Origin of the sequence: Albimonas marina (assembly GCF_029223255.1) — a bacterium.
Taxonomy (GTDB): domain Bacteria; phylum Pseudomonadota; class Alphaproteobacteria; order Rhodobacterales; family Rhodobacteraceae; genus Albimonas.
The window spans coordinates 141,321-155,004 of sequence record NZ_JARHUC010000002.1 but is presented as its reverse complement, the minus strand read 5'-3'; the positions used below and the strand labels follow the sequence as shown (position 1 = coordinate 155,004).

Below are 13,684 nucleotides of genomic sequence, written 5' to 3'. Positions count from 1 at the left end.
CTCCGTCTCTCACGGTCGGCCGGGGGGCCTGACGCCCCGCCGGCCGCGCGCCGCGGGCGAAGGCGCGGGGCAGGGCGCGCGGCCCGACGCGGCGCCTCCGGCAAGACGCGCCGGGCGAGGGCGGCGAGGGGGTGGGCGCCTCCCCTCAGGCCACCCGCTCGCGGGCGCGCTGGTATTCCAGGTCGCGCAGCACCCGGCGCTGGACCTTGCCCGAGACGGTCTTGGGCAGCTCGTCCAGGAACTCGATCTTGCGGGGGTACTTGTAGGGCGCGGTCTGGGCCTTCACGTGGTCCTGCAACGCCTTGGCCATCGCCTCGTCGGCCGCGTGCCCGTCGTGCAGCACCACGAAGGCCTTCACCACCACGCCGCGCTTCTCGTCCGGGCTCGCCACGCAGGCGCATTCGCGCACCGCGTCGTGGGACATCACCGCCCCCTCGACCTCCGCCGGGCCGATCCGGTAGCCGGCCGCGTTGATCACGTCGTCCGCGCGCCCCTCGTACCAGAAATACCCGTCCGCATCCTTGCGCGCGAGATCGCCGGTGATGAACCACTTCGTCCCGTCGGCGGCGGTCCTGAAGCAGGCCTCCGTCCGCTCCGGGTCGCGCCAGTAGCCCAGCATCAGCCCGTCGAACGGGCACTTCAGCGCCACCGCCCCGGTCTCGCCCGGCCCCAGCGGCTCGCAGGTCTCCTCGTGGATCACGTCCACCGGGAAGCCCGGCATCGGCAGGCCCATCGAGCCGGGGCGGATCTCGGCGCAGGGGAAGTTGGCGATGGACATGAAGCTCTCGGTCTGCCCGTAGCTCTCCAGGAACTTGGTCCCCGACAGCCGCATCCACCGCTCCGCCGTCGGCGCGTCCAGGCTCTCGCCCGCCGTGATCGAGAGCCGCAGCTTCGAGAGGTCGAACGACGCCACGTCCTCCCCCAGCATCCAGCGGTATTCCGAGGCCGCGGCCGCGTAGATCGTCACCCCCCAGGTCTCGATCAACTCCAGCCGCTTGCGCGGATCGAAGGGCCCGTCGTGGACGAAGGCGCAGACCCCCGCCAGCCACGGCCCCATCAACGTCGAGGTCGCGTTGAACCCCCAGGCCGTGTCCGCCGTGCCCCAGCAGATGTCGTCGGGCGACTGGTCGTTCATGTCGAACCAGTAGGCCGCGATCTCGTGGAACCCCAGCACGAACATCGAGGTATGGGTCACCCCCTTGGGCGTCCCCGTCGAGCCGGAGGTGAAGTAGATGTAGCCCGGATCCTCCCGCCGCATCCGCTCGCTCCCGATCTCGGCCGAGGCGCCGCGCATCGCCGCGCGCAGGTCGGTCCAGTCGTCGGGCATCTCCCCCGGCCCGTAGGGCACGGCGAGCTTCGCGCAGTTCGCGGGCACGCGGCCCTCGAACTTCGGCGTCTCGCCGCGCACGGTCAGGATCGCCTTGGGCTCGGTCGCCTCGATGCGATATTCGAGGTCCTTGGGCGTCAGCATGGTCAGGCAGGGCACCGCCACCGCCCCCAGCCGCGCCAGCGCCGTGATCGCGATCTGCCACTCAGGGATGCGCGGCACCATCACGATCACCCGGTCGCCCCGCCCCACGCCCTGGTCGCGCAGCACGGACGCCATGCGCTTCGAGCGCTCGGCGATCTCGGCGAAGGTGAAGCGCTTCCAGTCGCCCTCGGCGTTGGTCCAGATCAGGGCCTGGCGCCCGGGGTCCTGCGCGTGGCCGTCGACCACGTCGGCGAAGTTGAAGGTCTCGGGCAGGGGCGGGCGGCTGTAGCTCCGCACCGTCTCCCAGTAGTCGGTCATGGGGGGCAGCAGCATGCGTTTCTCTCCCGGTTGGGCGCCTCTTGCCGGGCGCTCGCGTCGCCCCTCGCCGGGGCCGTCGGGGCGCGGGGGCGCGCCGGCCCCTCCTGCGCCAGGTGTCGGGCGGCCTAGCCGATGCGGTGCAGCGCGCGCCCCATCAGCGCGACCGCGGTCGCGTGCAGAAGATCGCCGGTGGCCTTCGGCGCCCGCCCCGCGCAGGCCCGCGCATGGGTGCCCTCGAGGATGATGCCCAGGCGGAAGCAGGCGAGCACGATGAACCAGTCGATATGATTCAATCGCCGGCTCGACAGCTCGCCATATCGCGCGATCAGCTCCTCGGCGGTGGGGAAGCCGTCCCACGGCTCGATCTTGAGGACCGGCAGCTCCGGCCCGCCGGAGCCGGGGTAGCAGGCGACGATCCAGCCCAGGTCCACCAGCGGATCGCCGATGGTCGCGAGCTCCCAGTCCACGATGGCGGCGAGGTCGCCCGAGTCCGGGCGATACATCACGTTTCCGAATTGATAGTCGCCATGCAGGATGCCGGGCGCCTGCTCGGGCGGCAGGTTCTCGCGCAGCCAGTCGGCGATGCGGTCGACGCCGGGCAGGCCCGCGCGGCCGGGCCATTCGGCGTGGCGCTCGTAGTCCACCAGCTGCGCCAGCCAGCGATCCGCCTGGCGGGCGAGATAGCCCTCCGGCTTGCCGAAATCCTCAAGCCCCGCGGCGAGATGGTCGACGTTGTGAAGGGCGGCGATGCCCTCCACCAGCGCAAAGCCCATGCGCCGGCGCACGGCGGGGTCTGTGCGATGCAGCTCCGGCAGGCCGGTGACCGCGTTGAACCCCTCCACCGGCTCCATCAGGTAGAAGGCGACGCCCAGCGGCTCGGGGTCCGCGCAGGCGGCGATCAGGCGCGGATGGGGCACGTCGGAGCCGGCGATGGCCGCCAGCACCCGCGCCTCGCGCTCCATCGTGCGGTTCGAGCCCTGCCGCGGAACCGGCGGCGGCCGGCGCAGGACATAGTCCCGCCCGGCCCGTCGGAACCGCAGAAGCACGTTCTGCGTGCCGCCCGAGAGGGGGCGGGCGGCCTCGATCGGCCCCTCGCCCAACCCCTCGCCGTCCATCCAGGCGGCGAGGCGGTCGAGGTCGACGCCGCCGACCTCCCGTCCCGTGGTTTCTTCCGCCATGTCAGGGCGTTGGCTCACAGAACCAACCCGCCGTCGCAGGCGATGGTCTGCCCCGTGACATAGGCCGCCAGCGGCGAGGCGAGGAACAGGCAGACGCCCGCCATGTCCTCCGGTTTGCCGAAGCGCCCCATCGGGATGCGCGAGCGCATGGCGTCCGCCCGGTCCTCGCGCGCCGTGGTGACCTCGGTCATGCGCGTCGGCACGAAGCCGGGCGCGAGCCCGTTCACCCGCACGCCGGAGCGCGCGTAGGCCGCCCCCAGCGTGCGCACCAGCGCCACCGCGCCGGCCTTCGAGGCGTTGTAGGCCGGGTTCCCGACGGTGGCGTGATAGGCCGCCGTCGAGCTGACCACGATGGCCGAGCCCTTGGTTTTCTCCAGCATCGGCAGGAACTTGTCGATGATGACCATGTTGGCGGTGAGGTTGACGTCCGTAACCTCCTGGAATCCCTTCCACTTGAACTCGCCGCGCTTATAGATCACGTGACCCTGGGCGCAGACCACCACGTCGAGGCTGTCGAAGGGCGCCTGCCAGTTTTCGACCGCCTCGAAGTCGGCGACGTTCATCTGGTGATAGTGGATCCCCTCGAGGTCGGACTCGGGCACGCCCTCGTAGTCCTTGGCCGAGGGTTTCCGCGCCCAGACATGGACTTCCGCGCCTCTCTTCAGAAAACCCTGCGCGACCGCGTTGCCGATGCCGGCCGAGCCGCCCACCACCAGGACGCGCTTGCCGGAGAAGTCGGTGTCGTGGTTCTCGAACGCCATCAGCCGGCCTCCTGCAGGCGCTGCGCCTGTTTCTCCTGCGCTTTCCAGCGCACGTAATCGGGGAACATCTCGGGGTTGGGCTGGTACTGCTTCAGCAGCTGCCGGGCGACCACGGACTTGTGCACCTCGGTCGGACCGTCGGCGAGGCCGATCATGAAGCTGTTCATCAGGTGGTCCGAGAACGGCACGTCGGTGGTGATGCCGAGCGAGCCGTGAAGGTGAAGCGCCATCGAAGAAATGTCGTGCAACACCTTGGTCATCATGACTTTCACGGCCGAGACCTGCTGGCGCAGATCCTTCCAGTCATGCCCCTGGTCCGCGAGCCACGCGGTCTCGAGCACCAGAAGGCGGAACTGGCGAAGCTGGATCCAGGCGTCGGCGATCCGCTCCTGCACCATCTGCTGCTTCCACAGCGGCTCGCCCTTGGTCTTGCGGGAGACCACGCGCTCGCAGGTCATGTCGAGGCACTTCTGGCTCTCGGCGATCGCGCGCATCGCGTGGTGCAGGCGTCCGCCGCCGAGGCGGGTCTGGGCGACGGCGAAGCCATCTCCCCGCGATCCCAACAGGTTCTCGGGCGGAACTCGGACGTTGGTCCAACGGACATGGGCGTGCTCGGGCTCCGCCTGGCCGTGGTAGCCGTAGTCGCGGATGATCTCGATCCCGGGGCTCTTGGCGTCTACGATGAACATCGACTGGCGGCGGTAGGGGTCGTTCGCCTCGGGCTCGGTCTTCACCATGATGATGTAGAAGGCCGCGAACTTGGCGTTCGAGGAGAACCACTTCTCGCCGTTGATCACCCAGCCGTCGCCGTCCTGCTCGGCTGTGGTCTCGATCATCAGCGGGTCCGCGCCGCCCTGCGGCTCGGTCATCGCGTAGCAGCTGACGATCTCATTGTTCAGAAGGGGTTCCAGCCACTTCTTCTTCTGCTCCGGCGTGCCGTAGTGGGCTAGGATCTCGGAGTTGCCGGTGTCCGGCGCCTGGGTCCCGAAGGTGATCGGGCCGAAGCGGGAGCGGCCGAGCTGCTCGTTCATCAGCGCGAGCTTCAGCTGCCCGTAACCCTTGCCGCCCAGGTGCGGGCCCAGGTGGCAGGCCCACAGGCCCCGCTCCTTCACCTTGGCCTGCAGCGGACGGACGAGGCGCTTGAAGCCCTCGTCATGGATGTTCCACTGGCTGGGCAGGATGTGGTCGAGGGGCTCGACGTTCTCGCGCACGAAATCGCGGATCCAGTCGAGCTCCTTCTGGAATTCGGGGTCGGTCTCGAACGACCACATGGGCTTGTCCTCCGGTCTTTGGTTGCGCGGAGGGTCGCGCAGCGCGGCCGCGCTTTCCAATAACGGATTCTTCGGCGATCATTCGGAATCGCTTATGGATCGGAGCCGACATGGACCTCGAAGCCACCCCGTTCCGCGCCTTCGTGAAGGTGGCCGAGCATGAAAGCTTCACGCGGGCGGCGGCGGAGCTGAACATCTCCCAGCCCGCGCTCTCGGCGATGATCAAGGAGATGGAGCGCCGGCTCGGCTTCCGCCTGTTCGACCGCACCTCCCGCCGGGTCTCGCTGACCCGGGAGGGACGGGGCCTGATCACCAACGCCAAGCGCGTGGTGCTGGAGCATGACTGGGCGCTGCAAAGGGCAAGAGAGATCCGTTCCAATGACTTGCGCGTCGCGGCGCCCCTGGACTCCACGCTGATCGCCGAGCGCGCGGCCCTGACCGAGGCCTTCGCCGCCCGCCATCCGAAGGCCCGCATCGACGTCCTCGCGCTCAGCCCTTCGCGCCTCTACGACGCGGTGCGCACGGACGAGGCGGACCTGGCGCTGACGCTGGAGCCGTCGGCGCGCGACGAGCTTTCGCCGATCAACGCGGTGCGGGGGGCGGAGTTCGAGGCCCGCGTGCTGGCGACCCGCCGCGTGGGTCTGCTGGCGCCCCCCGGCCATCCGTTCTTCGGAAGGGCCAGGGTGGCGGAGGCGGAGCTGAAGGGCGTGCGCGTCGCGGTGGTGGGGCGGGTGCATGGCGGGCCGCTCGCCTCGGGCGTCGGGCGCTGGCTGGCGGAGGTGGGGGCGGAGACGGTGCGCGCCGGCGAGGCGGACGCCATCTCCTTGATGCGGCTGGCTTTGCGCACCGGGGTGGCGGCGGTCGACATCGGCTGGTTCGACATGGCGCGCCCCGCGGTGGGCCCGTCGCTGGCGACCGTGGGGATCGAGGGCGGGGGCGTCTCGACGGACCTGGTGATGATCCGCCGCCCCCGCGCCCCCCGCCCGCTGGCCGAGCGTTTCTGGAGCTTCGCCGAGGCGCGGGCCGAGGCCTCGCCCGTCGCCTCCTAGCCCTCCAGCGCCGCGCGGGTCTGGGCGGAGACGGGGGCGGTGATCAGCCCCTCGACCGTGTCGGCGATGTTGGCGTCGATGGCGGGGTGTGACCACAGCGGCTCATGCCGGTTCACGCCCATGCGCGCGGCCTCGCGGGCCGAGGCGACGGCGGTGAAGTAGAGCAAGGCCAGCCGAAGCCGTTGCTGGAGCAGGGGTCCCGGCAGCTCGGGCGCCAGGCGGCGGACATGGTCGAAGGCCCGGCGGATCGCCTGGTCCTCGCCATGCATGGCGTCGAACATCACGTCGCGATGGGAGATCAGGGCCTGCGCGAGGAAGCGGCGGGAGAAGTCGAGCGCCGGGTCGCGGGCCTGCTCCTCCTCCGCCGTCACGGGGCGGGCGAGGATCTCGGCGATGTCGCGGATGGTGGGGGGCTCGGGCGCGGCCTCGAGCGCCGCCAGCCGCGCGTCCATCACCGCGTCGAGCGCGCGGGCGCAGTCGCGGATCAGCTCCCCGATCAGGTCGTCGCGCGAGGAGAAGTGGTAGTTGATCGATCCGGCGTTCTTCTGGCCGGAGGCCTGGTTGATCTCGCGCACCGAAACGCCGTTCAGGCCCTTCTCGGCGAACAGCTTCATCGCCGCGGACTTGATCCGGCGGCGGGTGCGCTCGCCCTTGCCGCCCGGCTCGGGGGCGTCGTCGGGGGCGTCCTCGATGTCGTCGCGGGCCGGGGCCAGGGGATGTCCTCCGCCGAGAAAAGGGCGGGGCGAGCCCCGCCGGTCCGGCCCCTCGCGGGAGGGGCCGGGGAACGCTTACCGGCGGCAGGCGGGCGGCGCAACGGCCGCCCGGGTCCCGCTCAGGCGTTGCGGATCGTCAGCCCGCCGTCGACCGGCAGCGCCGTGCCGGTGATGTAGGAGGCCGACGGCAGCGCGAAGGACAGCACGCCGTTGGCGATGTCCTCGGGGTGGCCGTATTTCTTCAGCGCCACCCGACGCTTGGCGAAGATGGTCTTGTGCTCCTCCGAGATCCGCTCGGTGATGCCGGTGCGGATGGCGCCGGGGCAGATGCAGTTGACCGTGATCCCCTCGGGGCCCAGGTCGCAGGCGAAGCCGCGGGTGATGCCGATGACGCCGTGCTTGGCCGCCACGTAGGCGGTGTTGCCGGGCGTGGCGCCCAGGCCCTCGGTCGAGGCGATGTTGATGATCCGCGGGTTCGAGGATTTGCGCAGGAACGGCAGCGAGGTGCGGATGGTGCGCTGGTGCGCGGTCAGCATCGCGTCGATCGAGCGGCCCCACTGGCGCTCGTACTCGTCCGCGTCGTCGATGGGCGCCCAGGCCGAGAAGCCGGCGTTGTTGACCAGGATGTCGAGGCCCCCGAAGTGGTCGGTCACGGCCTTGATCCCCGACTGGATGGCGTCGAGCTTCGAGACGTCCATCGCCAGCGTGAAGGTCTCGCCGATCGAGGGGTCGGAGGCGCGGGCCTCGGCGATCTCCTCGGCCACCGCGTCGACGCCTTCCTTGGTCAGGTCGGTGAGGGCGACCTTCGCGCCCTCCCGCGCGAACAGGTGGGCGGTGGCCCGGCCCATGCCCGAGGCCGCGCCGGTGATCAGCGCGATGCAGCCGGCGATGGAGCGGGAGCGGTGGTCGTAGGGGGGCTGGTTGGTGGGCATGCTTCCTCCTTGGGGTTTTCTGGACGCGGCTCAGTGGATGGCCGCGTACATGATCTTGTCCTCGGTCGCGTCCTCGGGGTCGAACTCGGCGACCATCCGGCCGGCGCGGGCGACGAGGATCCGGTCCGAGATGGCCAGCACCTCGGGCAGGTAGGACGATATCACCACCACGGCGCGGCCCTCGTCCGCAAGGTCCCGGATGATCTGGTGGATCTCGGCGATGGCGCCGACGTCGACGCCGCGGGTGGGTTCGTCGAAGATCACGATCTGGGGGTCCTGGGCCATGGACTTGCCGATCACGACCTTCTGCTGGTTGCCGCCCGAGAGCTCCACCACCCGGCTGTCCTTGGACAGGGCGCGGATGTTGAGCGCCTTGATCCAGCGGCTCGCCACGCTCTCGCGGCCCTTGCCGGAGAAGCGGAAGCGGCCGCCGCGCCCGGCGGCGAGCTGGCCGAGGTAGATGTTGTCGCCGATGTCCATCGTCTCGAAGAAGCCGTCGATCTTGCGGTCCTCGGTGACGTAGGCGATGCCGTCGCGCACGGCCTGGGCGGGCACGCGGTAGCGCACCGGCTTGCCGCGCAGGTAGATCATGCCGCCGTTGAAGAAGTCGCGCTTCAGGGCGCCTGCGATGACCCGCGCGATCTCGGTGCGGCCGGAGCCGATCAGGCCCGCGATCCCGACCACTTCGCCGGCGTAGATGGAAAAACTCATGTTGCGCACCATGGCGCCCATGGTGACGTTCTCGACCGACATCACCTTCTCGCCGCGCTTGCGGGGGGCGGCGCGGACCTGGCGGCCGGAGGCGACCTCGCGCCCGACCATGTGGCGCACGATCGCCTCGCGGGTCAGGTTCTCGGCCCTCTCGGTGACCACGTGCCTGCCGTCGCGCAGCACGGTGATGCGGTCGGCGATGCGCAGGGATTCCTCCAGCGCGTGGGAGATGAAGATCACCCCCACGCCGCGCTCGCGCAGGTCGCGGATCAGGTGGAAGAAGTGGACGATCTCCTCGGGCGTCAGGGTGGCCGTCGGCTCGTCGAAGATGATGACGCGGGCCTTGAGGAAGATGGCGCGCGCGATCTCGACCATCTGGCGCTTGGCGGCGCCCAGCGCGGCCACGGGCTGGTCCGGCTCCACCTGGAAATTCAGCGATTGCAGCAGCTGCTGGGCGCGGATGTTGCGCGCGGCGGCGGTGTCGAAAAGCCGCTCGGAGCCGAGCTCGATGTTCTGGGCCACCGTCATCGTGGGGACCAGCGAGGTCTCCTGGTAGACCATGGCGATGCCCGCGTCCAAAGCGTCGGCGGGGCGGGCGAGCGTGCGCTCGGTCCCGTCGATCTTCAGCGAGCCGGAGGTGAGCTGGATGGCCCCGGCGATGGCCTTGCACAGCGTGGACTTGCCGGCGCCGTTCTCGCCGACCAGCGCGTGGACCTCCCCGGCGCGGATGTCGAAGCTCACGCCCTCGATGGCGTGGATGCCGCCGTAGAGCTTGGAGCCGTTCTCGACGGCGACGATGGGGGCGGCGGGGGCGTCGGACATCATGCGGCCTCCTTGCCGGCGAGCAGGACCTGGCCCTGGCCCTTGGAGACCAGCAGCAGCCCCTCGGGCCGCTCGAGCGTCGCGGTGATCCCGTGCCATTGGCCGCCGACGCGGGAGTGGAGGGATTCCAGCGGCTCTCCGGCGTCGTCGATGCGGATGGCGAGGCCGTAGCTGCGCGGCGGGGCCCAGGGCTTCACCACGCCCAGCTTCTTCACGTTGCCGGCCTGCAGGGGCTCGTAATAGCTGCCGGTGGTGCGCAGGGCGGGTCCGATCCAGTGCTCGGGCGGGATGGTGGCGGTCATCTTCGCGCGGAAGTCGTCCTCGCGCAGCACCAGCTCGGTCAGGTGGGTGCGCATGGCGAAGAGGGTCAGCCACCAGCCCCCGGAGGAGGCCTTCGACAGGCGGCCGGGGTAGCCGGGCATGTTGGGGACCACCGTCTTGGTCGCACCGCCCGCGAGGGGCAGGGTCAGCAGGCGGTGGGTCCAGGCCTCGGTGAAGCGGACGAGGTCGCCCTGGACGGCGACGCCGGCGGGGTATTGCAGGCCGCCCGCCAGCACCCTGGCGGAGCCCAGGTCCGCCGCCGCGCGGGCGATCAGGCCGGAGCGGCCGAGCGCCATCAGGTCCTGGATGAAGTCGTCGGGCGCATGATCGCGCGAGCCCTGCGCCAGCAGGATCGAGCCGTCGGGCGCCGCCGCCACGTCGGTGAGGTTGGGCAGCGGCGCGCCCTCGGCCTCGGCCAGCGTCGCGCGGCCGCCGTCGGGGGCGAGCGCCATCAGCCCCACGCCCTGCACGCAGGCCAGCACCCGCCCGTCGGGGTGCAGCGCCAGCGCGCCGACGGGGCCGTCGAGCTCGGCGAAGAGCTCCCGCGTCTCGTAGCCGGGCCCCGAGAGGCGCAGAACCTGCCGGCCGGCGGAGACCAGCACCCCGCCGCCGAAGCTCTCGGGCGCCGGGCACAGGCCGTCGGCGCCGGGCAGGGGGTCGCCCACCGGATGGGCGCGGTCCAGCCGGTCGTTGGGGCTCATCGCGCCGTCCATCGAGGGGATGGCGTGGCGGTCGCGGTTGGGGAACAGGATCTGGTCCACGTCCCGTTTCAGGCGGCGTGCGAAGCTCATTCCGCGGCCTCCCGCATCCCGGCGGCCACGCCCGCGCGGTCGCCCCAGTAGCTGTCCCAGCCGGTCCAGGTCGGGTCGGCGCCGTCGAGCTTCACGCGCCCGATGCGGTTGTTCTCGAGCCCGCCGAGGTAGAGCCAGCCCTTGTGCTCGCGCATCGAGGTGATGGTGGAATGGCTGCGCCCGCCCGGATCCCACAGCGACTGCACGGCGTTCCCGGCGTCGTCGTATTTCACCACGCAGCCGTTGTTCAGGCCGGGGAACAGCCACTCGTCGCGGGGGATCTCGCGGATCATGCGGCGGCGGAAGTCGGGGTCGGCCATGGCGAGGTCGATGGTCGGCGTGCGGATGCCCACCATGGCGATCCAGTAGCCCCCGTCGGAGGAGCGGTTGATGTTGTCCGGGTTGCCGGGGAGGTTGTCGATGAAGACCTCGTGCGTGCCGGCCCTGGGCCCCTCGATCCAGTAGCGGTAGATCTTGCACAGCCAGGACGAGGCGAAGAGGAAGCTGCGCCCGTCGTGCGCCATGCAGATCCCGTTGGGGAACGGCAGGTTCTTGAGGATCGTGCGGGTGACGCCGGTCTTGGGGTCGTGGCGGATCAGCCGGCCGTTGCCGCGCCCCTCCAGCCCGTCGAGGTCCCAGGACGTCATCTCGTAGCGGATCGTGGCCTCGGAGAAGTAGATCGAGCCGTCGGGCGCGATGTCGAGGTCGTCGGCCAGCCGCAGCCGCCGGTCGTCGTTCAGCTTCGACCAGGTGCGGTTGGTGGTGTCGGTGACCTTGAAGACCTCGCGGTTCGGGCGGATGCCGTAGACGCCCATGCCGCCCACGCAGACGATCAGGTTCTCGTCCCGGTCCTGCGCGAAGCCCAGCGGGCGGCCGCCGATGCGGGCATGGATCTCGTGATGCTCGAAGTTCTCGCCCCAGAAGCGGTGGATCCAGCCCTCGCGCGTGCCGCAGAAGAGGGAGCCGTCGCGGGCGATGATCACGTCCTCGGGGCCTTCGACCTTGCCCTCGCCGATGGCCTGGGCGCCCGAGAGGCCGTCGTTCTCGGCATAGGCCGTGCCGCAGTCGCGCGCGAGCGCGGGGGGCGGGTCGTAGGCGACGTAGGTGGGGTTCACGTAGATACGGGCGACGAACTTGCCCCGGTGCTTGGCCCATTTGGCGTCGATGGCGACGGCAGCGAGCAGGATCGCCCCCAGCAGCACCAGCGTCACGTCGCCGACCACGCCCTGGCGCACCAGGCCGTTGATCAGCAGGAAGACGATCCCCGCCCCGATCAGCGCCCGCCAGAAGGTGCCCTTGCCCCCCGCGAGCGAGATGCCGCCGATCACCGCGGCCGTGAGCGCCTGCATCTCCCACGCGAGGCCGGTGGTGGCGTCGGCGCTCTCCTGCCTTGCGGCGAAGAAGAAGCCGCCGATCCCGCACAGCGCGCCCGAGAGCACGTAGGCCGAGAACAGCGTCCGCTCGACCCGGATGCCGGCGTGGCGGGCGGCCTTGCGGCCGGCGCCCACGGCGGTGAGCTGGATGCCGGGGCGGGAGCGGGCGAGGTAGATGTGGCCCACGATCAGCGCCGCGATCAGCGCCAGCGCGTTGGTGGGGATGCCCAGCACCCGCCCGTCGCCCATGAAGGTCCAGGTCGGGCTCTCGACCATCGCGAGCGCGAGGTCGAAGGCGTAGTCCTGGCTGATGATGTTGTAGGCCGCGCGCAGCACGATCAGCGAGACGAGCGTGGTCAGGAACGGCCGGGTCTTCACGTAGCCGACCAGGATGCCGTTCACCGCCCCCAGCGCCGCCCCCACGGCGACGGTGCCCAGGAACACCAGCCCGATGGGCAGGCCCGCGAGCTTGAACAGCACCAGCGCGGTCAGGTCCGCCATGGCGAAGATCGCGCCCACGCTCAGGTCGATGCCGCCCGAGATGATCACCAGCCCCATCGCCATGCACACGAAAGCGAATTCCGGGAACTGGGAGAGGAGCGACTGCGCGTTCGACCAGCTGGCGTAGTTCGGCACCGTCGCCATGAACCACAGCACCATGGCCAGCAGCAGGGCGAAGGGGATCGCCGGCTCCATCCAGGTCTTGGACAGCAGCTCCGACAGCCAGAGCTTGAAGGAGAAGCGGTGGCGGAGCCGGGCGAGCGCGCCGGGCCGTTTCGGCGCGGCGGGGGCGGGTCCGGCGGCGGTCTGGGTGCTCATGCGCCCTCGCTCAGGTCGGGTCGGGATGGGGGAAAGGGGCGCGCGCGGTTGGGGTGAGGAACCGCGCGCGCCGCGCGCGGACCCTCAGGGATCGGGTCCGCGCAGCTCGGGGGCTCAGAGGTCGAAGCAGGCCGCGCCCACGCCGGTCTCCTTGTCCTGCCAGACGGAGTAGGAGAAATCGGCCATCCGGAAGCTGCCCGCGGGCTGGCCGGACTGGAGCAGGAACTTCGCCGCGCGCATCACGTCATGGCCCTGCAGGCGGGCGTCGTAGTTTATGTAGCGGTCGAACAGCCCCTGCTGGAGCGCGTCGCAGTCCGAGCGCACGCCCTCGCCCGAGGCCAGCACCGTCACCTGGTCGAGCTTGCCGGCCTCCTTGATCGCCTGCGCGGCGCCGAGCTGCATGACGCCCCACATGCCGACCGAGGCGCAGAGGTCCGGGTGCTGCTGGATCACCGTGGTGGTCAGCGCATAGGCCTTCGAGGCGTCCCAGTCGGCGGCCTGGTTGGAGACCACTTCGATCGAGTCGTCGGCCTTCAGCGCCTCGAGCAAGGAGCGGGTCTGGATCAGGCTCGCGCCCGCCGTCGCCTCGCCCATCACGATCTGCACCTTGTGGGACGTGTCGGTGTCCTTGCCGCACTGCTTGATGACCTCCTCGGCCATCATCTGCCCGTACTTGATCCAGTCGGCCCCCACGAAGACGTCGGTCTTGTAATTGGAGGCCATGTTGATCTGGATGACGTAGATCCCCGCCTCCTCGGCGCGCTTGAGCTCCTTGGCGAGGAAGGTGACGTTGGGGTTCTGCACCACCAGCACGTCGGGCTTCTCGTCGATCAGCGCGCTGACCACCTGGAGCTGCGCGGCAGCGTTCCAGTTGGGATCGCGCACGATGTAGGTCATGCCCTCCTCGGCGGCCTCGGCCTCGATCACGCGGCCCCACTGGGTCGCGAGCGGGCTCGCGAGGATCTGGGGCACGTAGGCGATGGTCTTGCCCACCAGCGCGTCCTCGTAGGCCTTCAGCAGCTCGGCGTCGGAATTGGCGCCCGACATCTGCTGCGCGCCCGCGCCCAGCGGGATCGAGAGGGCGAGGGCGCCGGCGAGGGCGGCTTTCGCGATGGTCTTCATAGGTCGGTCTCTCCCCATTGGGGCGGCCCGGG

Annotated in this window: 11 protein-coding genes; 1 reads left to right on the top strand and 10 read right to left on the bottom strand. The window is 70.5% G+C overall.

Features of this window, described 5'->3' with window-relative positions:
* Positions 1-145: 145 nt before the first annotated feature.
* The 4 genes from P2H44_RS04515 to P2H44_RS04500 all read right to left on the bottom strand — a co-directional run bounded on the left by P2H44_RS04515 (position 146) and on the right by P2H44_RS04500 (position 4,999).
* Positions 146-1,804, bottom strand: coding sequence for an acyl-CoA synthetase (locus tag P2H44_RS04515; RefSeq protein WP_275762249.1), 1,659 nt, complete (start codon positions 1,802-1,804; stop codon positions 146-148).
* 110 nt (positions 1,805-1,914) lie between these two features.
* Positions 1,915-2,967, bottom strand: a complete 1,053-nt coding sequence (locus P2H44_RS04510) for a phosphotransferase family protein (RefSeq protein WP_275762248.1) — start codon at positions 2,965-2,967, stop codon at positions 1,915-1,917.
* Between the two features lie 14 nt (positions 2,968-2,981).
* Complete coding sequence (locus P2H44_RS04505) at positions 2,982-3,728, bottom strand: SDR family NAD(P)-dependent oxidoreductase (protein WP_275762247.1); 747 nt, start codon at positions 3,726-3,728, stop codon at positions 2,982-2,984.
* Positions 3,728-4,999, bottom strand: a complete 1,272-nt coding sequence (locus tag P2H44_RS04500) for an acyl-CoA dehydrogenase family protein (protein ID WP_275762246.1) — start codon at positions 4,997-4,999, stop codon at positions 3,728-3,730. The genes P2H44_RS04505 and P2H44_RS04500 overlap by 1 nt, the downstream gene beginning before the upstream one ends.
* Before the next feature lie 110 nt (positions 5,000-5,109).
* On the opposite strand from P2H44_RS04500, the gene P2H44_RS04495 reads away from it, so the two are divergent.
* Positions 5,110-6,048, top strand: coding sequence for a LysR family transcriptional regulator (locus P2H44_RS04495; RefSeq protein WP_275762245.1), 939 nt, complete (start codon positions 5,110-5,112; stop codon positions 6,046-6,048).
* Here P2H44_RS04495 and P2H44_RS04490 read toward each other — a convergent pair.
* The 6 genes from P2H44_RS04490 to P2H44_RS04465 all read right to left on the bottom strand — a co-directional run bounded on the left by P2H44_RS04490 (position 6,045) and on the right by P2H44_RS04465 (position 13,652).
* Positions 6,045-6,662: a helix-turn-helix domain-containing protein gene (locus tag P2H44_RS04490; RefSeq protein WP_275762244.1), complete on the bottom strand. Its 618-nt coding sequence runs from the start codon at positions 6,660-6,662 to the stop codon at positions 6,045-6,047. The two genes, P2H44_RS04495 and P2H44_RS04490, sit on opposite strands and share 4 nt — an antisense overlap.
* Positions 6,663-6,880: 218 nt before the next feature.
* Complete coding sequence (locus P2H44_RS04485; protein WP_275762243.1) at positions 6,881-7,693, bottom strand: SDR family NAD(P)-dependent oxidoreductase; 813 nt, start codon at positions 7,691-7,693, stop codon at positions 6,881-6,883.
* A gap of 30 nt (positions 7,694-7,723) precedes the next feature.
* Positions 7,724-9,226, bottom strand: a complete 1,503-nt coding sequence (locus tag P2H44_RS04480; RefSeq protein WP_275762242.1) for a sugar ABC transporter ATP-binding protein — start codon at positions 9,224-9,226, stop codon at positions 7,724-7,726.
* Positions 9,226-10,338: an SMP-30/gluconolactonase/LRE family protein gene (locus tag P2H44_RS04475; RefSeq protein WP_275762241.1), complete on the bottom strand. Its 1,113-nt coding sequence runs from the start codon at positions 10,336-10,338 to the stop codon at positions 9,226-9,228. The genes P2H44_RS04480 and P2H44_RS04475 overlap by 1 nt, the downstream gene beginning before the upstream one ends.
* Positions 10,335-12,530, bottom strand: coding sequence for an ABC transporter permease (locus P2H44_RS04470; RefSeq protein WP_275762240.1), 2,196 nt, complete (start codon positions 12,528-12,530; stop codon positions 10,335-10,337). Before P2H44_RS04470 ends, P2H44_RS04475 begins: the two co-directional genes overlap by 4 nt.
* A gap of 114 nt (positions 12,531-12,644) precedes the next feature.
* Positions 12,645-13,652, bottom strand: coding sequence for a sugar ABC transporter substrate-binding protein (locus P2H44_RS04465; protein WP_275762239.1), 1,008 nt, complete (start codon positions 13,650-13,652; stop codon positions 12,645-12,647).
* Positions 13,653-13,684: the final 32 nt, after the last annotated feature.